Here is a 21,898-nt window from a genome sequence, read left to right on the forward strand (position 1 = left end):
ATCGTCACGAGATGGATTTAGTTCTCCAAAAGCAGATGAAATCTGACGCTGCCGGAGACAAGAGGCTCTCGTGACGGTACGCGTTAAGGTTTGGGGCTGATGGCCTTGAGATAGACGTCGGTCACGGCGTTCATGCGTTCCAGGCGAGGCCGGTCGGCTTCGCGCACGGACCCGATGCTTTCGTAAAAGGCCGCGATATCGCCCAGCCAGGTTTGGAGTTTGCTTTTGCCTTGGGCGGCGTTGAAAAGAGCAAGCTGCTCGTTGAGCGTGAAGACGGGATGGGCCTTGAGATCCTGCACGGCCTGTTCGGGAGTCAGCTCCAGGCCCGTCCATTCCTTGAAAAAGCGGCTGTAGTCCGCCGCCAGGTTTTCCGGCGGCGTGGCGCGCAGCATGTCCACGGCGCGGAAGTACATTTTGAGGAAGGCTTCGATCCGCTGCGGGTATTTGTCGGCATAGGCGCGGTTGGCGACCAGCAATACGGGTTGGGATACGCCGCAGTGATTGGAAAGCGCCGCGGCTTTGAAGCCTTTTTGTTCCGCTTCATAGGTCAGGGGCGCCCAGAGCGCCACAGCGTCGCCCAGACCGCCGGAAAACGCGCCCAAGGCAGGGGTCGGGTCCATATATCTGACGCGCACGTCTTTTTCGCTCAGACCCAGAGCCTTGAGCCAGGCCGTCATCAGGTAGTGCGCGGAGGTCGCCTTGGGGCAGAGGATCAGCTTTTTGGCCACGCTGGCGCGGTCGCCGTAGATCTCCGGAAAGGCGGGATTGGCGCCCTTGACCTTGAGTATGGGACTGTCGGCCCGCACATACAGGGCATTGGCCAGGGATTCGTCGTTGGCCACGGCGATGATGTCCAGGCGGTCATTGAGCGCGGCCGTGAGGGCGGGCACGGCGCCGCATCCGGCCACGGCCCAGTCATAGGCCAGGATGCCCTCGACAATGGCCTTGCCCGAGCCGAAGCGCAGCATGGAAACATCCAGGCCGACTTCCCTGTCCCAACCGTGCTTCTTGGCGTACCAGACGGCAAAGGCCTCATTTTCCCCCAGCCAGGCCGTTTTCATGGGCACCGGAGCCGCGGCCGCCAGCGCGGCGCGGCTTCCGCAGAAGAGGGTCAGAACCGCCAGACAGAAGATCACCACACCAGTTGTTATTTTCATGCTCTCGTTCCTCCGGAGCGCCGGACGTTTGTCCGGCGCTTCCCCATGCCTGCGATCCGGGCGCGGGAGCGCACCGTCTCAGTTAAACTTGTTTTCCTTCATGATCGTGCCGATGGTTTGCCAGCTCTTGTCCAGCACCTGCTGGAATTCCTTGGCCGAGAGGTAGTCGGTGCTCAGGCCGGCCTTGGCGAACTTGGCCTGCACGCCGGGGTCGGCCAGCGCCTCCTTGATCAGATTCTGCATGGTCTCCACGCGGTCGTCGGGCACGCGCCTGGGGGCCAACAGACCATGGGCCGAGCCCAGCGTCAATTCCTTATTGCCGAGCTGTTCGGCAAAGGTGGGAACGTCGGGGAATTCCGGCAGGCGCTCGGGGCTGGAGACGCCGATCATTCTGAAATCGCCGGAGAGCACATAGGGCTTCTGGTTGATGGTCACGCCGAAGCCGCTGGTGACATGGCGTCCCAGCAGGGCGGTGGAGACGTCGTGGCCGCTTGTATAGGCCACATGAGGCAGGGTCACGTCCGGGAACTGCTTCAGCAGCAGGGTCATGAACAGGCGCTGGGTGGAAAGCGCGCCGTGGCTTGCATAATTGTATTTACCGGGATTGGCCTTGGCCGCTTCAATGAGCCCCTTGAAATCCTTGATCGGCGAATCGGCGTTGACGGCCAGACTCAGCCACATGACGGAGACTTGCGCTACCGTGCGGAAATCCTTGATGTTGTAGCCCGTGGCCTTGACCTGGGGCGTGGTTGAAAATGTCGTCACGGACGGGAAGCCGTAAGTGTAGCCGTCGGGCCGGGCCTTGGCCACTTCCAGCATGGCCGGAGCGCCCGCGCCCCCGGCTTTGCAGAGAATATTCAGCGTGATGTTGTGTTTGGTCTGAAAGTATTCGGCCAGGATGCGGGCGGCAATGTCCACCGCGCCGCCCGGCCCGAAGGGGATGATGATGTTGACGGGTCTGTCGGGATACGCGGCCCGGGCCATGCCCGGCGAAAGCGGCAGCAAGAGGGCGCAGGTCGTCAGCGCGGCGCGGAAAAGGCGCATCAGCGTAATCATAATGGTCTCCTTCGTTGCGGGCTAGTGAGTATCAAAGTTGTACTTTAGAGTATTTTGCTTTTGAAACACTCCGTGTTTCAACGCTTCATTCAGCCGATAAGCGCGGTTATCGGCTGAATCCACGCCGCGTTGCGGCGCACCGCACTGTGTACGACGAGAGCAATTTCATTTCGAAATTGCTCTCGGAGGGGATGCGTCAAAAACGCGCGCCGCCTGCAGGGCGGCCAGGGCCACCAGTTTGGCGCGCGGCAGGAAGGTCGAGGGAGTGATGTACTCGTCGTCGGCATGCAGGCCTGTGCCCTCCGGTCCCAGGCTGCAGACGACCGGCAGGTCCAGAATGCTTGAGCAGTAGCCCGATTCCGCCGCTCCTTTGGAGCGGATGCAGCGTACCGGATACTCCAGAACCTCTCCGGCCTGCCGTACCAGTTGCCACAGGGCCTGGACCTTGGGAGTGGGCGTCAGCGGATATAGCCGCATGCCGCCGCTGGCACTGGAAACAGTGCCGGGAATCCAGGTTTTCGCCACATCGGCCCGGATATCCTCCACAAGTTTGCGACCGGCCTCCAGCGTGCGGAAGGTGCAATGGATGCGCGCCCGGGCATTGGGGGCCACGGAGTTGGCGGAGATGCCGCCGCTGATCAGGCCGGTGTTCACCGTGGTGCCGTCGGCGAGATCCAGATGTTCGTTGAAAGCCAGGATTTTGTGGGCCAGCTCAAGAACGGCGGAAGCGCCTTCCTCGTAATTGCGCCCGGCATGGGCGGACTTGCCCTGAATTTCAAGCAGGAAGTGGCCGGAGCCCTTGCGTTCCACGGAAACCCCGCCGCCGGGATAGCCCGGCTCCGTGCAGAGCACCGCGTGCGCGCCGTTAAGCACTTGGCCGAGCAGAGGCGTGGTGGAGGGCGAACCCAGTTCCTCGTCGGGCGAAAAGGTCAGGGTCATGGGCACGGGCATCAGGTCCAGTTCTTTCAGGGCCCTGGCTACGAACATGTTGATCACAAGCCCGGCCTTCATGTCCAGAATGCCGGGGCCGGTGGCTCTGTCGGCGGCTCGGTCCAGGCGGAAGGGGCGGGCCGCCGCCGTCCCGGCCGGAAAGACCGTGTCCATGTGCCCGATGAAGGCCACGCCCGGTCCGGCTTCCTCGGCATGGCTGCGGGCGCAGAACACGTTGCCCAGAGCGTCCATCCAGGCCTCATCGGGCGGCGAGGGCCTTTTGGGCAGCATGGCCGTCTGAAAGCCCGCTCCGGCCATCCAGGCGGCGAGCGTCTCGCCCAGTTTGTTCACATCGCCGCCGTCGTGGGAAAAAGAATCCATGTTCACGATGCGTTCCAGAAGGGCGAACATCTCGGGTTCCTTGTCATTGAACCAGGCATCCAGCTTTTCTTTCCATTGCGCGAGTTCCATGTGCGGCTCCTTGGCTGTTGGTCAGGATTGGCGTGGGTTCTTCCGGGAAGCGCGGATGTCGTCGTATACGGACTTGACCAGTACGAACAGGCTGAGCCCCAGGACAATGCAGGCCACGGGGCTGGTGTAAAAGATGGCGTAGTCGTTCTGGGAGATGCTTAATGCCCGTCGGAAGTTGGCTTCGGCGATGGGTTCCAGGATCATGGCCAGCAGCAGCGGCGGCAGGGGGAAGTCGCACTTGGTCATCAGATAGCCCACTGTGCCGAATACCGCCACCACCAGCAGGTCAAAGGTGGAATTGTTCACTGCATAGCCGCCCACCGCGCAGAGCGTGACCACGATGGGCATGAGCACACCGCCGGGAATGGCCGTGATCTTGTTGGCCCCGCGCACGGCAATAAGCCCGCAGACCAGCATCAGCACATTGGCGATGATGAAGGCCGAGAAAATGCCGTACACCGTGACCGGATGCTCTACAAAAAGCAGCGGGCCGGGCGTCAGGCCCTGGATCATCAACGCGCCCAGCATAATGGCGGTGATGATGTCGCCGGGCACGCCCAGGGTCAGAAGGGGGATCAGCGCGCCGCCGCAGACGGCGTTGTTGGAGGATTCCGTGGCGGCGATGCCCTCCAGGCAGCCCTTGCCGTACATTTCCGGCGTCTTGGAGTGGCGCTTGGCCTCGGAGTAGGCGAAAAAGGTGGCCGCGCTCACGCCGGTGGCCGGAATGATCCCGATGACCGTGCCGATGGCCGAGGAGCGCAGAAAGTTCACGGCATTGCCGGTAAGCTCTTTTAAGGAAAGGCCGCGCCTGGATATCTTGCTTTCCTTGAGCGATACGCCCCGGACAACGTCCTCCACGGTCACCAGCACCTGGGACATGGCGAACAGGCCCACCAGCACCGGCACCAGTGACAGGCCGTTGAAGAGATCCGGAATATCGAAGGTATTGCGCATGTCGCCGGTGACCGGGTCCAGGCCGATGGTGGCGAGAAACAGGCCCACGCAGGCGGAGATCAGGCCTTTGATCAGGTGGCCGGAAGAGAGCGAGGCCACGATGGTCAGACCGAAGACCGCCACGGCGAAATACTCCGGCGCGCTGAAGGACATGGCCGCGCGGGCCAGCAGCGGCGCTACGGAGACCAGGGCCAGCGCGCTGAAAATGCCGCCGATGAAGGAGGCTATGGTGGCCATGTCCAGGGCTTTGCGGGATTCGCCGCGCGCGGTCAGGGCCGGACCTTCCAGCATGGTGGCCGCTGCGGAAACTGTGCCCGGCGTGCCCACCAGAATGGCCGTGATGCAGCCGCCGTAAATGGCCCCGCAATACATGCCGAGCAGGGCTGAAAAGGCGTCCACCGGAGCCATGCCGAAGGTCAGCGGGATGAGAAGGGCCACGCCCATGGCCGCCGTGAGGCCGGGCAGGGCGCCGAAGATGATCCCCAGGGCCACGCCCATGAGGTTGGCCAGCAGGGCGCTCAGACTGAGGGCGCTCATAATGCCGTCAAGGATGTTCGCAAACATGTCTTTCTCCCCTGGAGCAGATTTGCTTTGAAATTGTGTCCAATTTCAAAGTTGAAATGCTCTGAGAACGGATGCCGGTTGTGCCGCGGCCGGGGCCTCATGGCAACATGACCTGGAAAAACCAGCCGAAGGCCGTGAGCAGGGCGGACGTGGTCAATACCGCGACCAGAACAATTTCCAGCGGCTTGCGCCTGCCGAGCAGAGGCAGTGTGAACAGAAGAAAGAGAAATGTGCTGACGCCGAAGGCTCCGCCCGAGGTAAAAGGCGGATTCTCCATGGCGGCGAAAAGATCGCCGAGTCCGGTCAGCGTGATCAGATACAGGTAGAAAAGGCCGAGAAAGAGAAGGACTTTTTTGAAGACATGGGGTTCGGGCCAGTAGCGTTTGAGGGGCTTTTGCCGCAGGCCCTTGATGAGCAGAACACAGCTCAGAACGGCAAGAATGACGAGAACCGCCCTGGGCACGCCGGCGGGCCCCACGTTTTCCGTGCTCCCGGCCGGCGGCAGCAGGCTGACGCTGTATGCGCCCACGGCGCACAATCCGAGCAGAATAAGGCCGCTGACAACGTCTGTTGGGCTTTTCATGCTTTTCCTCTCTCTGGTTTCGCTGCGGAATACCTTGGGAAAGGGACTGCGCGGTGGGAACGCGTCTGCGCTTCCCGCCTACGGTGGACCGCACCGGCCGTGGCCGGTCCTCTGTTCGCGTGTATGCCGCCGCATAAGCAATGACATGGCTAGTCTCTCGCAATCACAAAAGGATGTTTCTGAAGCACGGTATCCAGGTGTTCCTCAATGGCCTTGCGGGAATCGGCGGGCGAGCGGCGCTCCAGAGCGTCGATGATCCGCAGATGCGAGGAAACCGAAAACTGGCGCCATTGCGTGTCGCGCAACTCCGCCGTGCGTCCGGCGGCGTAGTGACTGTTCAGCTGGGCCATGGTTCCGGCAAGCAGGCTGTTGCCCGCGCACAGGGCCAGGCAATGGTGAAAACGGGCGTCAAGGTCGCCGTCTTCCTGGCCGGTCAACAGGCGGCGCTGCTGGTCGCAGGTGATGATCTTCAATTGGTCGAGCTGTTCGGGGCTGTGGCGCAAGGCGGCCAGTTCTGCAATGGCGGGTTCAAGGATTCTGCGGAATTCCATGACTTCGTCGAACACCAGGTTTTCCGAATCCACGGCTTCCAGGATGGCATTTTTGAGGGGTTCCATGTCGGGCGCGCGTACATAGGTTCCATCGCCCTGGCGGCTTTCCAGAAGGCCTTTTCCGGCCAGCATCTGAATGGCCTTGCGGATGCTGCTGCGGGAAACACCGAAGCTCTCCGCCAATGCGCGTTCCGGCGGCAGCCTGTCGCCGCTCTGGAAACGGCCTTCGGCCATAAACTGCCGCAGGCGTTCCGAAAGCCGCTGGTAGCTGCGGCGCGGGCTTGCGCCCTCTCTGTGGATGGCGGTTACGGGCATGATATTGCTCTTGGTTGGGTATGGTTGATTTGATTATGGCTGCTTGTGCTTTTTGTGTCAACCTTTTTAAACCAATTTTGTCTATAAGATAAAAAATAATAATTTTTTATTTCAATTGGTTAAATATATTTTTGGAAACCATGCTGCAAAATATGTGGCCATTTAATAAAAGAATGTTTCAGAAAGGTTGGAGAATGGTTGAATCAGAAATATTGTTTGCGCACAAAAAAAGCGTCCCCGGCAGGCCGGAGCGGAATTGCCCGGCCCACTGGGGACGCCGCAATGAGCATGAGAAAGGGGTCAGACCATTTGAGCGGCGTAGGCCGCCGCGCTGATCAGGCCCGGCTCGGCGGGATCGTCGGCTTTGACGCGCACCAGCCAGCCCTCGCCGTAGGGGCTCTGGTTCAGCAGCTCCGGCGTGTCGGCCAGGGCTTCGTTGATTTCGAGCACCGTGCCGGAAAGCGGCATAACGGCGTCTGAAGTCACCTTGGCCGATTCAATGGAGGCGCAGGACTGCCCTTGGGTGAAATGCGCGCCTGTTTCCGGCAGTTCCACAAAAATCACCGCGCCCAGCTGGTCCTGGGCATAGTCGGAAATGCCCACCAGTACGCTGCCGTCGCTCCGGGACTGGGCCCAGAGGTGTTCCGGATGGTACCGGCGGTCATCGGGATAGGAAAGGCTCATGTGTCTTCTCCTGAATTGTCCGCAGTTCAGGCCGCGGGCTCACGCGGGGCCTGGACGGCCACGGAGAGTATTTCGTCCAGGGTGGGGTGGGCGAACATGAAGCTGTGCAGTCTGTCGCTGCTGTATTGCCCCAGCAGCAGAAGCTGGGCCGCCGTGACCAGATGAGACACGCCGTGCCCCAAGGCCGCGATGCCGACCATGCGGCCGTCCTGCCAGACCACCTTCACAAAACCGGAAGCGTCGCCTCCGGCCTGGGCGATGGCATTGCCCGTAAGCATGGCGCGCGAAACAGCCACTTCGCCCCCCTCGGACAGAGCCTGCCGGGCGGTTTTGCCCACGCGCATGACTTCCAGGCTGCCGTAGATGCAGGAGGGCACCGGGCCGGAATCATAGGCTCCGCTTTCCTCGCCCAGAATCTGCCGGGCAACGTAGACGCCCTGATGCTCGGCGGCATGGGCCAGCAGGGTTTTGCCGTTGATGTCGCCGATGGCGAAGACCGTGGGCGCGGCCTTCAAGTAGTCGTCCACCGCAACGTAGCCGCGCCGGTTCAGGGCGCAGCCCGCCTTTTCAGCTTCCAGCCCGTCGGTATTGGGCTTGCGGCCCACGGCCACCAGGGCCTTGGCCGCGGTCAGCTCCCGGTCGTCCTCCAGCGTCAGCACGGCCTGGCCGTCCCTGGTCAGCAGGGAAGAGGCCTTGATGCCCGCCAGGCAGGTGCGCCCGGCCTTGCCCAGCAGCTTCTGGAGTTCCTGAGCGATGTCCGTATCCTCGATGGGGGCCAGTTGCGGAGCCGCCTCCACCACGGTGACGGCGCTGCCCATGGCGCTGAAAAAGTCGGCCATTTCCAGGCCGATGGCCCCAGCGCCCACGATGATCAGGCTTTCGGGCACAGCCGGGACATTGAGCAGGTCCGTGCTGTCGAGCACCGCGTCATGATCCGGAGTCAGGCCGGGGAAGGACGCGGAACGGGAACCGCCCGCCAGGACAATGTACTGTGCGGAAAGCGCCTGCTCGCCGCCGTCGGCGGCCACGACCCGCACCTCGTGCTCTCCGGCGCAGACCCCGCGCCCGTTGAACAGGGTCACGCCCGCGTCAGCCAGCCCTTTGGCCAAAGTCTGGCTGGAGGCCTTGGTATAACGCTGCACTCTTTTCTGCAGAGCCGCGTAATCCACTTCGACGGTTCCCTTGGCTACACGCTGGCGCTCCAGGCCGCGCAGCAGCCCTTTAGGGGCCACAGCGCCTAACAGCATCTTGGTGGGAATGCAGCCGCAGTTGAGGCAGACGCCGCCCCAGTGGGCGTCTTCCACCAGGGCCACGGATTTGCCCGCGGCAGCGAGGATTTTAGCGGTTTTCGCGCCGCCGGGGCCGCCGCCGATGATGATGACGTCAAATTTGTCCATAGGAATGCTCCCTGCGTAGAAATGGGTTAGCGCCGGTGCCGCGTTACTTGGCAATGTCCGCCTTGAACAGGAATTCCCGCGCGGCGGAGCGGTATTTGAGCAGCATGGCGTCGGGCAGAGCTTCCAGGCCGCGCAGGCCCTGAGGCATGTCCGCCGTGACGGCGGCGACGGCATAGGGCAGGGTATGGTCGCCCGCCGCTTCGGAAACCAGCAGGGCCGCGCCCGCCGCCTCGTCGCGCGTGGGCCAGGATACGGAGCCGTCGGCGCGGGGCACGGGATACGCCAGGAAGCGGATGACACCGTCTTCTGTTTTGCGGACCAGGTCAATGCTTTTGGCCAGCTCTTCCTTGCTCGGGGCCGCACCGAACAGATTTTCATATACCGGCGCGGGGCCCACGCAGTTCAGAATCACGCTCACCGGCTTGATTTGCAGCAGACGTTCCAGCAGTTCGGGCTTGCGCCCATCGCTCTGAACCCAGACGTGCAGGCCGCCCTTGGCGAGGCGGTCCGCCAAAGTCACGAAATTGTCCTCCTGACCGTCCGGGCATTGCGAGAGGTAGAGTCCGGAAATGTTGCCGTGGAGCATGTCGCTGCGGGTCACGCAGGCTTCCATCTCATGCCCGGAAAGCAGATAGGCGATGATTTCGCCGCTGCCCTGCTTGATGGCTGTACCGTCGTCGAAAAGGGGAAATTCCACGCCTTCGGGATTGCGGTAAATGGCCTTGCGGTTGGTGCGGTAAAAGGTGTTGAAGACCGGCGCATCCGCCTTGAAGTCCACAGTGTCGTAAGGCAGGCCACGCTCGGCCAGAAAGGCTTTGACGATTTTGCAGCGAATGCAGTCAGGCGCGGTATACAGGGTGATGCTCATGTTTTTCTCCTGTCGGGGCCGCCCGTTGCCGGGCGGCCGGTCCGTAACAAGCGGTTATTCAGGATCTTCCACCGAGGCCACGCACAGGGCGTTGTCCGGCTCGAAAGGCGCGCAGCCTTCCACCTCCACCACCGAAACCCGGTCGCCGAAAGCCGCCGCGCCGGGCATGCGGAAGGTATTCACATCAATGCGTTCGATGGCTTTTTCCTCCGGCCTGCCCGCTTGCGGGGCCCATTCGTAGGGCGCGCGGTAGGCGCGGTACACCATGTTCATGGGGATCAGCTTGCCCCAGTAGGGCGAGATATATTCCCAGACCAGCTCATGCTCCCGGGTGACTTCAAAGACACGGCCGTCCGAACCCTCGGTAATCAGGGTATTGCCGTTGGGCAGGCGCTGGGCGCTGCTGATAAAAGGACTGTAGAAACGGTTGCTGTCCATGGGCGCCAGGAATCCGGCCTCGCACGGGGTGTACTGCCAGACGATCTTCAGGCTCACGGGGTCGATTTCCAGGACGCGGGAATGGTCGCGCAGAGCGGCCTTGACGCCCGTGGGCGAGCCGGGATTGGGCACATCATAGCCGCCCCAGCCGCCGTTGTCGAAGACCAGGATATTGCCCTCGCCGGGCAGGCCGCGCGGGATCATGTGCGCGTGGTGCTGGCCGATGATCCAGCCGACGGCTCTGGCTTCGGGGCTGGCGTCATAGTCCGGCCCCAACTTCCAGACGATCTTGCCGGTCTTTTTGCTGATGATGAAGATAATATTGGCTTCGCGGCCGTCGGCGATGATGTTGTCGGGATGGAAGCGCTCGTCGCCCGCGTCATGCCATTTGTTGGGGCCCAGCGCGGACATGGAGTTGGTGTGCATCCAGTCGCCCATGCCTTCGGGCTGGGTGGGGCGATAATTGGGATTACGGCAAAGAGTGTTCTTGGGGCCTTCGCGGAAACCCATTTCATGGAAGTGCTCGTTGCAGGACCATTCCCAGACGATGTCGCCCTCCCAGTCCACTTCCAGAATCACGTCGTCCAGCAGCAGCTTGTCCGTGATGTCCTTGTTGCGGGCGTTGCGATGGGCCAGGATCAGGGTGTTGCCCGAATCTGTCTTGGGTTCCATGCCCGGCGCGTAATAGCCCACGGGATTGCCCTCGCGCTGGTGGTCATGGTGGTAGCGGGCCATCCAGCGGCCCGGAGTGCCGGGGTCTTCGATAAATTCATTGCGGTCGAATTTCCAGACGATACTGCCGTCCCAGTCCACCTGCACCAGATCCAGATAGTCCTGCACGCCGTATTTGCCGTTGCGCAGGCCGCGCGTGGTCAGAATCTGGCCGCCGGGCAGGAGCTTGTTGGGCATGCCGTTGACGCCCTGCCAGACTTTGACTTCACGGCCGTTCATATCCATGAGCACCGCGCCCACTTCGTGGGCCTGAAAGATGGTGAAGCCGTTCCAGCATTTGTCGGGATTGTACACGGTAACGCCGGTGGGATAGATGGTCGGGTGGCCCATAGCTGTGCTCTCCTTTTGCGTTGAATGAGCTGTAACGCCCGAAGATCAGGGATGATCAGGCGATTTCTTCCAGGGATTTGCCGCCGGTGCGCTGACCCCAGAGGCCCACGACCACGGCGGGGATCACGCACATGACGCTGATGATGTAGAATACGCCGTCAAAATTGTAGGCCGCGAAGGCCAGGGGGATCAGCGGCTGGGTGGCGGCCACAGCCAGGCGGCCCATGGAGTTGTGAAAGCTCGTGGCCGTATTGCGCATGCAGGTGGGGTAGGATTCGGCGGTGTAGGAAAAGACCATGAAGTTCATGCCCAGAATGAAGCAGGTGATCAGAAAGCCCATGCCCACAATGCCCCAGAAGGAGGTCAGGTTGCCCAGCACCGGCGTCAGCGCGGCGAGGACGAAGAGCGCCGCCATGATCGGAATTTTGCGTCCGCCTTTGTCGGAAACAAAGGATGAAACAGCCCGGCCGGCACGCCGATGGAAATGAGCGTCGTGGCCGTGAGGCTTTCCTCCAGGCTGAAGCCGTGAGCCTTGAGCAGAGTGGCCATCCAGTTGTTGATGGCGAAGGTCACGGGATTGCTCAGCAGTACAATGACCAGAAGCACCAGAGTGCGCTTCAGGTATTTGCGGTGGAACATACCGGTGAGCACCTCGCGGACCGGCGTTTTGGCCTGGACTTTCCCGACCGCCTCGCTCAGATCCACATGCTTGCCGGTGAGTTCGAAAACCACCTGCTCCGCCTCGGCCTGCCTGCCGTGAGCCACCAGCCAGCGCGGCGACTCCTTCAGATATCTGAGCCCGATGGCAAAGGCGATCAGGCCGATGCCGCCGAAGTAGAAGATATAGCGCCAGGCTTCCTCGGCCAGGGGAATGATGGCCCGGCAGAGAATGCCGATGACCGGCACGGCGGAAAATCCCACGGCTGCCACCAGATTCTGCCACTTGCCGCGCGTTTCCGCCGGGGCCATTTCCGCGATGTAGGCCTGGGAGCAGACCATCAGGCAGAACACGCCGAAACCGGTCATGGCTCTGGAAGCCACAAAGACCGGGAAACTGTTGGTAAAGCCGTTGAGCACCGAGGCCAGGGAAAAGACCACAATGGCAATGAGGAATGTTTTGCGGCGACCGATAAAATCCGAAACAACGCCGCCCACAAAGCCGCCGGTGGTCATGGCCGCGAAATACCAGAAGTTGACTGTGCCGATATCCTTCAGGGTCAGCCCCCAGGAGTGCATCAGGGCCGGAGCGATGAAGCCGAAATTCCAATTGTCCATCTGTTCACAGAAGTAGGCCATCATGATGATGAAAAAAATGGCCTTGTGCGGACCTGTAACCGGCAGACCGTCGAAGTAGTTGTTGCTGATTTTCTGCGGGGCGGCGGTACTCATGGGATTTTCCTCCCAAGCTGTGTGTGGCCGGGCACGAAGGGGAACAGCAATGGACGCCGTGAAACATTTTTTTTAGTGAAGTCAGCCTAGCGCGCCCAGGACGCGCGTAGTGTTGCCATTGCAACCTCTTCCATAAAAAAGTGAAAAAAATTTCAAAGCGGCAGGCGAAAAAAGAAACAGCCCGGATATTTTCCGGGCTGTTTCAGACTGCCTGCAATTTTCTGCAAAAGTTAAAAGGCGTAAATTACATTAAGGCTGACTTTCCAGGCATCCTTGTAATTCAGGCTGTCGCCCGCGATATTTTCATAACGGCCCCAGGTGCCTTCATCCAGCCAGAGGTGGATGTAACCGGTTTCCAGAATGAAGCTGAGATTCTCTGCGGCCTTGTAAGTGCTGTCGAAGTTGATTTCCAGGCCGCTGTCCGAGCGGGTCAGGTAGGTGCCGAAGGAGTTGAAGTCCGTATTGTTGCGGTACAGCGCGCGGCCCGCGCCGTCCATAGGACGCCGCCCCGTGATGTAGGCGGCCATCTTGGGGTCGTTGGTGCCGCCGAAGTAGTTCACGCGCAATGTATGGCTGAGGTCATCCATAAAACTGAGCTTTTTGATCCTCGCTCCCACGCCCCAGGTGCCGTTGGGGTTGGTGCCCAGTACGCCCTTGCCGCCGCCCATGATCGGATTGCCCCGGTAGCCGAAGCTGGACAGGGAATTGGTCAGGTTGTTGGTGGTGGCGACGTAGGGCAGGCGCTCGGAACCGTTGTGCGGATTGTCGTCGTCGCCGCTGAAATACCAGCCGTACAGGCCGGGCACGCCCCAGTCCGTATCGTATTCGCCCAACAGCATGCCGAACCAGCCCTGGCGATTAAGGTATTCCCGGCCGTTGTCCACGCTGCCGTAGATGAAATCCCAACTGACCCGGAACGGTGAAAAGGCCGTGACTTCGCCGGTCAGGCCGCCCCAGAACATGGTGCTGTATGCCGTATTCCAGAGGGATGCGCCGCCGCGGCCGGAGCTGAAGGCGGCGGGAAAGAGGCCGTCCCGCATCTGGAGACCGTCAATGGCCTGGCTGCTGGGATTGTTGAAGGTGAACGTCTTGCTGTTCCCGGCGGCATTCCTGACGGTAAAGGGCTTGAGCGTATTGGGCCCCATGCCCCCGGCCATGGCCCAGGGGGTGATCTTCATGCCGTCCAGCGACACCGGCGCCAGCAGGGCGAAGAGGTCGAAGTTGTCCAGATAGTCGGCCGTGACGCCGTTATCGGCGGTATCCAGCCAATTGTCGTTGTAGGGCCGCATCCACAGGGCAGTCAGACCAAAGGATTTGTTGAAAGCGTAGGAAGCGGTGATGCCCGCCACATCGTCGTTGAAGACCGGATTGTCCAGAGCGAAGCCGGGCAGTCTGACGCCCTGCAGGCCCATGCGCACCTTGAGATCCGCATGCGGCGGCATCCAGTCCACATAGGCCTGTTTGACCTTGACCATATTGCTGCCGTCAGCGCCCAGCGCGCCGCCCTGGGCGGCCATGCCCCAGCGCTGCTCGCCGATTTCAAAAAAAACCACGCCCGCGAGGCTTTCGGAGGCCACGGCCTGCAATTGCAAATGCAGACGCTGGATGGCTTCGAATTCGTCGCGTTTCTGGTGTATGGCCGCCCACTGCTGGCCGATTTGATGACTGCCCTGGCGGTTTTTGCCCATGAAATTTCCGCCGTTGATATAGTCAAAGGCGAACTGCCAGCTTCCTTTGACTTTGAAATCCACGGCCCGCCCCGTGGCTGCGTCCCCGAGCAGCAGCGCTACGGCCAGAAATACAATGCCCCATTTTCTCATTGCCTTCTCCTCCGGAAAAATTTTCAACCGTCCCGAATGCGGCATCCATGAGAGCGGCCCGACGCTGAAAAAACCGTGCCGCTCCGCAATAGGCCCTAAAGAACCAGGCGCCAGTATGGCACGGCCACAAAGGCCACAAACGCGCCGGCCATCACGATGCGGATGGCCATGACCAGCAGCATTTCCTTGAAGTTGATGTAGCCGCTGCTGAAGAAATAAAGATACAGGGCGTACTCGTAGGGGAAGAGCAGATTGTCCAGGCCGTACTGGAAGGAATAGTAAAGCAGGCGCGGGTCAAGACCCATATCCATGCCCAGTTCGGTGATGGGCGAGGTGAGGGTGGACGTGGCGGCCAGGGGCGTGAGCAGGAAATTGGAGAGAAAACCCACCAGGTAGGAACAGAGCCCGGCCACTGTGGGCCCCATGTTGCTGAACAGGGGCAGCACCAGGTTGGCCAGCCAGTCCGTGACCTTGAGGAAACCGCCAGCGCTGCCGATGCACATGCAGCCCATGATGAAGAACAGCGGCGCGAAGTTGACCTTGTTGACGCGTGGCCCGTCCATCAGGCTGACGCCGGGCAGAAAGGAAGCCACGGACACCAGCACCAGCACCACGCCCGCGCTGATGCCGTGCAGGCTGTCGGTTGCCAGCAGGGCCAGGGTCAGGACCAGCAGAGCCAGAGCGCGTTTCTGTTCCGGCGCCATGACGCCCAGTTCACGGTATTTTTCCTGCACCACACAGCGCAGGACATCCTTTTTGACCGGCGAGCGCAGCACCAGCAGCACAATGGCCAGGGACATGGCCGTGTACAGCATGCCGGGCACGAAATTGTGCAGAGCGTATTGCATCCAGGTGGTCTGGGTGCCCATGATCTTGTCGGCCAGCCCCATGCCCATGGTCAGGTCCGCCGCGCCCGTAAGATAGCAGAGCTTGGTGGAACCCACTGCCAGGCAGGTACCCAGCACCACGGCCGTGGCTTCGCGGCTTTTGGGTTTGAAATCCAGCGCGTCGCAGAGGCTCAGGGCCACGGCGCAGAAAATGGCGGCCTTGCCCATGATGGAAGGCACCAGCGGGGACACGATGGCCGCGCCCAGAGTGATGCCGCAAAGAGCCCCGGCAAAACTGCCGCCCGCCGCGCGCACGCAGCCGAGAGCTATGCGCTTGCCCAGCCCCGTGTCCTGAATGATCTTGCCGAGGATGAAGCCGCCGATGACGATGATCGGCACTTCGGAGAGCCAGGGACTGTAGACCACTTTCATGCCCACCCCGCAGAACAGGATGTACAGGGCGGGAAGCAGAATGCCCACGGCAATTTCATTCAGGGTGTCCATAGCCCAGGCGCATACGGCCCAGAGCGTGATGGCCAGAAAGGCCATCATGGGTTGGCTGAGCGAGCCGTCCCTGGGCAAGAGCAAGTAGACGCCCAAAGGAAGGATCAGGCTTAAGGCCCATTTGGCCAGCATGCTGGGGTTGAAGTCGGAAGTCTTGAAGAACATACGCGGCTCCTTGCGTATTCTGAACCTGTTGAGGTGATGGAATAGCGCGCCCGGGGCACGGGTTCCGATGCGGAACCGGCCGGAACGCTCCGCATGGGAAGCGCCCCGGCCGGGACGGCGTTATTCTTCCGTGGGATCTTCCACTGAAGCCACGCACAGGGCGTTGCTGCCCTCGTAGGGCTGGCAGCCTTCCACACCCACTTCCCTGGCCCGCTCGCCCGCGGCGGCAGCGCCCGGCACGCGGAAGGTGCTCACGTCCAGCGGCGCGATGGGCGTTTCAGCAGGCTTGGCCGCCTGCGGCACCCATTCATAGGGCACGCGGTAGGCGCGGTAGGTCATATTCATGGGCACATGCTTGCCCCAATAGGGCGAAATGAATTCCCAGACGATTTCATGTTCCGGCGTAACCTCGAACACGCGGCCGTCCGAACCCTCGGTAATCAGCGTGTTGCCGTTGGGCAGACGCTGCATGCCGCTGATGAAGGGGCTGTAGAAACGGTTGCTGTCCATGGGTTCCAGGAATCCGGCCTCGCGCGGAGTGTACTGCCAGACGATCTTGAGATTCACGGGGTCGATTTCCAGCACGCGGGAGTGGTCGCGCAGGGCGGCCTTGACGCCCGTGGGCGAACCGGGATTGGGCACGTCGTAGCCGCCCCAGCCGCCGTTGTCGAAAACCAGGATATGGCCTTCGCCGGGCAGGCCGCGCGGGATCATATGCGCGTGGTGCTGGCCGATGATCCAGCCGATGGCGCGCAGTTCGGGCGTGCTGTCGTAATCCGGGCCGAGCTTCCAGGTGATCTTGCCGGTCTTTTTGCTGATGATGAAAATGATGTTGGCTTCGCGGCCGTCCACGATCAGGTTGTCGGGATGGAAGCGCTCGTCGCCCGCGTCATACCACTTGTTGGGGCCGAGCACGGACATGGAGTTGATGTGCATCCAGTCGCCCATGCCTTCGGGCAGCGTGGGGCGGTAGTTGGGATTGCGGCAGAGGGTGTTCTTGGGGCCTTCACGGAAGCCCATTTCATGAAAGTGCTCGTTGCAGGACCATTCCCAGACGATGTCGCCCTCCCAGTCCACTTCCAGAATCAGGTCGTCCAGGAGCAGCTTGTCCGAAATATCCTTATTACGGACGTTGCGGTGGGCCAGGATCAGGGTGTTGCCCGAATCGATCCTGGGCTCCATGCCCGGCGCGTAGTAGCCCACGGGGTTGCCTTCGCGCTGGAAATCATGGTGGTAGCGGGCCATCCAGCGTCCCGGAATGCCGGGATCTTCAATGTATTCATTCTTGTCGAATTTCCAGACGATATTGCCGTCCCAGTCCACCTGAATCAGATCCAGGCCGTCCTGGACGCTGTATTTGCCGCTGCGCCGTCCCCGGCCGGTCAGCAGATAGCCGCCGGGGAAAATCTTGTTGGGCATGCCGTGTACGCCTTTCCAGACGTTGATCTCGCGGCCGTTCATGTCCATGAGCACAGCGCCCATTTCATTGGCCTGAAAGATGGTGAATCCGCTCCAGCATTTTTCCGGTTTGTAGAGGGTGACGCCGGTGGGATAAATGGTTGGATGACCCATGCGTGAACTCCTTACGGTTGGTGTGGATGATTTTCACTCCGGCCCGCAGGCTGGAGAAATTTTGAGCAAATCAATATCTTTTTGAAATCATGTGTTTTTTTATATGGATGGCGTACTGTAGCCTGCGGGAAATAAAATTTGTGTTGCCATTGCAACCTTTTTCACAAAATAATAAATAGTTGAGAAAGGTGCTCCCTTCGGCAAGAGGCGGCGAGCCGTTACGGCAAAAATGCGGGTATGGAGAACGGTGGTGAGCAATCGATGTCTGGGCTTTACGGAATTACGCGACGTGAACGCTGTCTGGCGTTCTGTCCTGGGTCTCGGCGTGCGTTATACCTGGCGCAAGGGGCATTGCATCGAATCGCACGGGGAACTGCTGTTCCTGGACAAGGGCCAGGTACGGCTGACCCATTTCACCCTGGACGGCACGGAAAAGATCCTCTGGTACATCAATCAGGGCTGCCTGTTCGGTGAAACGCCGCTGTTTGATCCCATGGCAGACGACAGGGGCAGCGTGCACATCTGCGCCATGGACTGCGTGGTTTACGCTTTTTCCAAAGACCGCGTGGAGCATTTGAGCCGCACGCGGCCCGATCTGACTCTCAATCTGCTGCACAGTATGGCCCGCAAGCTGCGCACGCTTTCCAACCAGGCCTCGTCGCTCTATGTGGATGACGTGCTGGTACGCACCTGCAAATTTCTGGCCCGGCGCCTGCTGCCGGACAGTGATCCCCTGACCGCTGATCCCGGCATTTCCCGGCAGGAAATGGCGAGCCTGCTGGGCGTGCACCGGATCACGCTTTATAAGGTGCTGCGCCAGCAGGAGGAGCAAGGCCTGTTCGGCCCCTTTGAACGGCACGCCGTCACCATCCTGCGGCCCGAAGAATTTTTTCGCTTGGTCAATTCGTAACCGGAAGACAAGCCCTCACATCCTGGTGTGATTTTTTCAGCCTGCACCGCGTATCAGCGCTTCTTTTCAACACTTGCCGCGCACAAGAAGAGCCTTAATTTTAGATAAATGCAGTAAGAAGAAAAACAGCACGATGGAGGCGGATATGGCTGTGGGATGGGCCGGCGACAGCGCCGTTCAGGACCAGATTCAGGATTCGATCAATGACGAGATCCGTCGGGCGCGTGCCTGCCTGCCGCAGGGCATCAGTCTGGAATATTGCGAAGAGTGCGGCGACAGGATCCCGGAAGCCCGCCGCGAGGCTTTGCCCGGCGTGCGTCTGTGCGTGCATTGCCAGGAAGAGGCCGACAGGGAACAGCAGGCCGTCAGTCTGTATAACCGGAAGGGCAGCAAGGACAGCCAGTTGCGATAAGAAAGGGCTGGTACAAAATTATTGCGCCCTTTACCCAGCAAGAGGCCGCAGTCAGTAGACTGTGGCCTCTTGCAATCCGTTCTTGAGAGAGGGAGAATGAATGTCATCGGTGAAGTTCGCGGGTCATGCGGCCTTGAAATGGCCATGCGCAACGAACTGGCGGGGGGCGGCATTTCCGTGTCGCAACCGTCCGACTTCAGTACGGCTGTCGCCTTTTTGCGCTGACGAGGATTCTTTATGACGGATCGGCATCCGCTTTGCCGCCTTTTTCTCATTGTCCTGCTGCTGTGGGGCTGTGCAAAACAGCCCGCGCCGTCGCTTGATCTGGTGTTGTTGCATACCAACGACATCCATTCTTATGTGGCAGGGCGGGACGAGGACGGCAACGCCTGTCCGCAGTCCGCCGACTGTACGGGCGGCATGGGCCGCATCGCCGCCGTGGCGCAGGCCGAACGCCGCAAGGCCGACAACGTGCTGCTGCTTGATGCGGGCGACCAGTTCCAGGGTACGCTGTTTTTCACTGTCAACGGCTGGCCTATGCTTGCCGCATTGGACAATATGCTGGGGTATGACGCCATGACCCTCGGCAATCATGAATTCGACAAGGGATGCGCTGAACTGGCCGCATATGTCGGTGCGCTGCATTACCCCGTGCTGGCCGCCAATCTGGACGCCCAGCCGGGCTGTCCCCTGTACGGCCTGCCCGTCAAACCCTATGTGATCCGCAATGTGCGCGGGATCAAGGTGGGCATCGTCGGCCTGGCCAATCCCGATGTCGTCACGCTGGCCGCTGCTTGTCCGCAAACCCGGTTCATGGGGAGTGCTGCGGCGTTGAAAAAGGCTGTCGGCGAACTGCAAAAGCAGGACGTGCGGCATATCGTGCTCATCAGTCATCTGGGCCTTCCCGTTGATCGTGAGCTCGCCCGCAGCGTGGACGGCGTGGACGTGATTGTGGGCGGCCATACCCACAGCTATCTGGGGCCGGGTTCTGATGTGGGACCATATCCCGTGGTGGAACACGCTCCTTCCGGACAGCCGGTGCTGGTCGTAACCGCCAAATTTGCCGCCGAATACCTGGGCGATCTGCGGGTGACCTTTGATGCGCGGGGCGTGCCCCTCCGTTGGGAGGGTGAGGCCAGGCGTCTGGAAAAATCCGTCATTCCTGATCCCGCCGTGGAGTCCCGGCTGGTCGGGTATGCGAAGCCGCTGGAAGCGTTTCGCGCCCGGATTCTCGGCTGCAATGTTCTGGAGTTTGCCGACGGCATGGAAGCCTGCCGCAAGGGGGATTGCCTTTCAGGCATGGTTGTGGCCGACGCCATGCTGGAGTACGGGCGGCCTCACGGGGCGGTGATGGCGCTCACCAACGGCGGAGGCCTGCGTGCGCCCTTGAGGCACGGCGGCATCACGCGGGGGGATTTGCTCTCAGTGCTGCCGTTCGGCAATACGCTGGTTATTCGGGAATACGACGGTGCCCGCTTGCTGGCCGCGCTGGAACACGGCGTCTCCGGCGAACAGGGCATGGGGCCCCGCCTCTTGCAGGTCTCCGGGCTGCGCTACAGCTTTGACGCAGCCAGACCAGTCGGACAGCGTCTTTTCGCGGCGGAGCTGATTGATGGGAACGGCGTCGCCCGCCCGCTGAAAAAGGACAGCCGCTATAAGGTCGTGCTGCCCGACTATATCGCCAAAGGCGGTGACGGTTATTCCATGTTCACAACCGGCACGACGGTTTCCGCGCCCGGCCCTTTGGACGTGGATGTGGTGGGCGCGTACATTGCGGCCCGTTCGCCTTGGCAGGCACTGCGGGCGGGACGAATCAACAGGGTCAAGTAACACCGGGCCCAACGAGGCCCCGAAGAAGGCGGCGTACGCTGTTCCGCGCCGGTGACTCAGGCTTCACCGAGCGCCTCCAAAAGAAAAAAGGAATTGCAGCTTATTGCTGCAATTCCTTGCTTACATTCTGGTGCCGAGGGCGGGACTCGAACCCGCACAGCAATTGCCACTACCCCCTCAAGATAGCGTGTCTACCAGTTCCACCACCTCGGCACGGGTTTTTGGTCTATATCAAGTCGCTGTTGTTGGCAAGCATTTTTTGCGGACCGTTCACTTTCGGGCCGAAGGCTTGCGCTCATGCCCGCTTGCGGGTATCAAGGCTGGAACGGGAGACAGGCCATGGATGAGACCATACATCATTTTTTGCGCGAGACCGGTCCGGTGCTCTGCCTGGATATCGGCAGCGGCACCCAGGACGCCCTGCTGGCCCGCCCCGGCCTGGAGTATGAGAACTGGCCCCGTTTCGTTCTGCCGTCTCCGGCACGCCTGGTGGCTCAACGTATCCGCGAACTGACCCTCTTGCGGCGCGGCCTCTGGCTGCACGGCGGCAATATGGGCGGCGGCTTCGGGCAGGCTCTCAAGGAGCATCTGGCTGCGGGCTTGTCCGCTACTGCCACGCCGGACGCGGCCAAGGCCATCCATGACAATGCGGATGTGGTGCGCGGTATGGGGGTGGAGTTTTGTGAGGAGTGCCCGAAAAACAGCGTGCCCGTTTTCCTGACAGATTATGCGCCGGAATTCTGGGCCGGTCTGTTGCGTCTCTCCAGCCTGCCCCAGCCGCATCTGGTGTTGGCCGGAGCGCAGGACCACGGCTATCACGCCTACGGCAACCGGCAGGGCCGGATGCAGTCCTGGCGCGCTTTGCTGACCGCTTCCGCTGATCCTGCTTCCTGGATTTATTCCGCGCCGCCGTCTTCCCTGACCCGTTTGCTGACATTGCATGAAAAAACCGGCGGTCCGGTGGCGGATACCGGAGCTTGCGCCCTGCTGGGGGCGTTGTGCGAGCCGGAGGTGCTGGCGCGCAGTTTCCGGGAGGGCATTACGATCATCAACGCGGGCAACAGCCATACAGTGGCGGCCTTGGTCTATCAGGGAAAAGTGCGCGGCATTTATGAGCATCACACCGGCATGCGCGATCTGGAGCAGCTGCTGGAGGATTTGAAGCAGCTCCGGCTGAGCTGGCTGCCTTCGGAAGAGGTGCAGGCCAGCGGTGGGCACGGCACGGCCTTCGGGCCATTCTGCGAAGAGGCGGGCGGCTATGCGCCCACCTTCATCTTGGGACCCAGGCGCGCCATGCTCCAGGGGCAGGGGCGTTTTCTGGCCCCGCACGGCGATATGATGCTGGCCGGTTGTTTTGGTTTGCTCTGGGGATGGGCGCACGCCCATGCCGCCGCCTGAGCATGCATTTTCAGCGTGCGCTCCGGCACGAGCGCGCGACC

19 protein-coding genes and 1 tRNA gene are annotated in these 21,898 nt (G+C 61.2%); 4 read left to right on the top strand and 16 right to left on the bottom strand.

All coding sequences use genetic code 11. From position 1 onward, the window contains the following. Positions 1 to 83 precede the first annotated feature (83 nt). The 15 genes from AXF13_RS05630 to AXF13_RS05695 all read right to left on the bottom strand — a co-directional run bounded on the left by AXF13_RS05630 (position 84) and on the right by AXF13_RS05695 (position 17,307). Positions 84 to 1,157, bottom strand: a complete 1,074-nt coding sequence (locus AXF13_RS05630) for an ABC transporter substrate-binding protein (RefSeq protein ID WP_062251983.1) — start codon at positions 1,155 to 1,157, stop codon at positions 84 to 86. Between the two features lie 78 nt (positions 1,158 to 1,235). Next, positions 1,236 to 2,213, bottom strand: coding sequence for a tripartite tricarboxylate transporter substrate binding protein (locus tag AXF13_RS05635; RefSeq protein ID WP_008684295.1), 978 nt, complete (start codon positions 2,211 to 2,213; stop codon positions 1,236 to 1,238). A gap of 165 nt (positions 2,214 to 2,378) precedes the next feature. Next, the gene (locus tag AXF13_RS05640) at positions 2,379 to 3,614 is read right to left on the bottom strand and encodes a M20/M25/M40 family metallo-hydrolase (protein WP_062251984.1); all 1,236 of its coding nucleotides are present in this window, start codon (positions 3,612 to 3,614) and stop codon (positions 2,379 to 2,381) included. A gap of 21 nt (positions 3,615 to 3,635) precedes the next feature. Further along, complete coding sequence (locus AXF13_RS05645; protein WP_062251985.1) at positions 3,636 to 5,132, bottom strand: tripartite tricarboxylate transporter permease; 1,497 nt, start codon at positions 5,130 to 5,132, stop codon at positions 3,636 to 3,638. Positions 5,133 to 5,229: 97 nt separating this feature from the next. Next, positions 5,230 to 5,715, bottom strand: coding sequence for a tripartite tricarboxylate transporter TctB family protein (locus tag AXF13_RS05650; protein WP_062251986.1), 486 nt, complete (start codon positions 5,713 to 5,715; stop codon positions 5,230 to 5,232). A 149-nt stretch (positions 5,716 to 5,864) separates the two neighbouring features. Beyond that, positions 5,865 to 6,581, bottom strand: a complete 717-nt coding sequence (locus tag AXF13_RS05655; RefSeq protein WP_062251987.1) for a FadR/GntR family transcriptional regulator — start codon at positions 6,579 to 6,581, stop codon at positions 5,865 to 5,867. A gap of 300 nt (positions 6,582 to 6,881) precedes the next feature. Next, entirely contained in the window at positions 6,882 to 7,265 is a 384-nt protein-coding gene (gene gcvH / locus AXF13_RS05660; protein ID WP_062251988.1) for a glycine cleavage system protein GcvH, read from the bottom strand. A gap of 26 nt (positions 7,266 to 7,291) precedes the next feature. Continuing rightward, positions 7,292 to 8,662 carry a dihydrolipoyl dehydrogenase family protein gene (locus tag AXF13_RS05665; protein ID WP_062251989.1) on the bottom strand — a complete coding sequence of 457 codons (1,371 nt, stop codon included), beginning with the start codon at positions 8,660 to 8,662 and terminating at the stop codon, positions 7,292 to 7,294. A gap of 43 nt (positions 8,663 to 8,705) precedes the next feature. Beyond that, positions 8,706 to 9,530: a glutathione S-transferase family protein gene (locus AXF13_RS05670; RefSeq protein ID WP_062251990.1), complete on the bottom strand. Its 825-nt coding sequence runs from the start codon at positions 9,528 to 9,530 to the stop codon at positions 8,706 to 8,708. A 54-nt stretch (positions 9,531 to 9,584) separates the two neighbouring features. Then, entirely contained in the window at positions 9,585 to 11,030 is a 1,446-nt protein-coding gene (locus AXF13_RS05675; RefSeq protein WP_062251991.1) for an aryl-sulfate sulfotransferase, read from the bottom strand. 55 nt (positions 11,031 to 11,085) lie between these two features. Continuing rightward, positions 11,086 to 11,445 carry an MFS transporter gene (locus tag AXF13_RS17335; protein ID WP_250636999.1) on the bottom strand — a complete coding sequence of 120 codons (360 nt, stop codon included), beginning with the start codon at positions 11,443 to 11,445 and terminating at the stop codon, positions 11,086 to 11,088. Next, positions 11,415 to 12,419 carry an MFS transporter gene (locus AXF13_RS05680; RefSeq protein ID WP_250637000.1) on the bottom strand — a complete coding sequence of 335 codons (1,005 nt, stop codon included), beginning with the start codon at positions 12,417 to 12,419 and terminating at the stop codon, positions 11,415 to 11,417. The genes AXF13_RS17335 and AXF13_RS05680 overlap by 31 nt, the downstream gene beginning before the upstream one ends. Before the next feature lie 230 nt (positions 12,420 to 12,649). After that, entirely contained in the window at positions 12,650 to 14,239 is a 1,590-nt protein-coding gene (locus tag AXF13_RS05685) for an outer membrane homotrimeric porin (protein WP_062251992.1), read from the bottom strand. 95 nt (positions 14,240 to 14,334) lie between these two features. Next, a complete protein-coding gene (locus AXF13_RS05690; protein ID WP_062251993.1) occupies positions 14,335 to 15,735 on the bottom strand; it encodes an SLC13 family permease in 1,401 nt (466 codons plus the stop codon). Positions 15,736 to 15,855: 120 nt separating this feature from the next. Continuing rightward, positions 15,856 to 17,307 carry an aryl-sulfate sulfotransferase gene (locus AXF13_RS05695; protein WP_062251994.1) on the bottom strand — a complete coding sequence of 484 codons (1,452 nt, stop codon included), beginning with the start codon at positions 17,305 to 17,307 and terminating at the stop codon, positions 15,856 to 15,858. A 250-nt stretch (positions 17,308 to 17,557) separates the two neighbouring features. Here AXF13_RS05695 and AXF13_RS05700 point away from each other — a divergent pair, with 250 nt between their 5' ends. The 3 genes from AXF13_RS05700 (at position 17,558) to AXF13_RS05710 (ending at position 20,459) form a co-directional block, all read left to right on the top strand. Further along, entirely contained in the window at positions 17,558 to 18,217 is a 660-nt protein-coding gene (locus tag AXF13_RS05700; protein WP_062251995.1) for a Crp/Fnr family transcriptional regulator, read from the top strand. A gap of 145 nt (positions 18,218 to 18,362) precedes the next feature. Further along, positions 18,363 to 18,629, top strand: a complete 267-nt coding sequence (locus AXF13_RS05705; protein ID WP_062251996.1) for a DksA/TraR family C4-type zinc finger protein — start codon at positions 18,363 to 18,365, stop codon at positions 18,627 to 18,629. A 237-nt stretch (positions 18,630 to 18,866) separates the two neighbouring features. Further along, positions 18,867 to 20,459: a bifunctional metallophosphatase/5'-nucleotidase gene (locus tag AXF13_RS05710; protein WP_062251997.1), complete on the top strand. Its 1,593-nt coding sequence runs from the start codon at positions 18,867 to 18,869 to the stop codon at positions 20,457 to 20,459. A 128-nt stretch (positions 20,460 to 20,587) separates the two neighbouring features. On the opposite strand, the gene AXF13_RS05715 is transcribed toward AXF13_RS05710, so the two are convergent. Next, positions 20,588 to 20,672, bottom strand: a tRNA-Leu gene (locus AXF13_RS05715). A 126-nt stretch (positions 20,673 to 20,798) separates the two neighbouring features. Between AXF13_RS05715 and AXF13_RS05720 the strand changes: the two genes are divergently transcribed. Beyond that, on the top strand, positions 20,799 to 21,857 hold the full coding sequence (locus AXF13_RS05720; RefSeq protein ID WP_062251998.1) for a DUF1786 domain-containing protein: 1,059 nt from the start codon (positions 20,799 to 20,801) through the stop codon (positions 21,855 to 21,857). Positions 21,858 to 21,898 lie beyond the last annotated feature (41 nt).

Origin of the sequence: Desulfovibrio fairfieldensis (genome assembly GCF_001553605.1) — a bacterium.
Lineage (GTDB): Bacteria > Desulfobacterota > Desulfovibrionia > Desulfovibrionales > Desulfovibrionaceae > Desulfovibrio > Desulfovibrio fairfieldensis.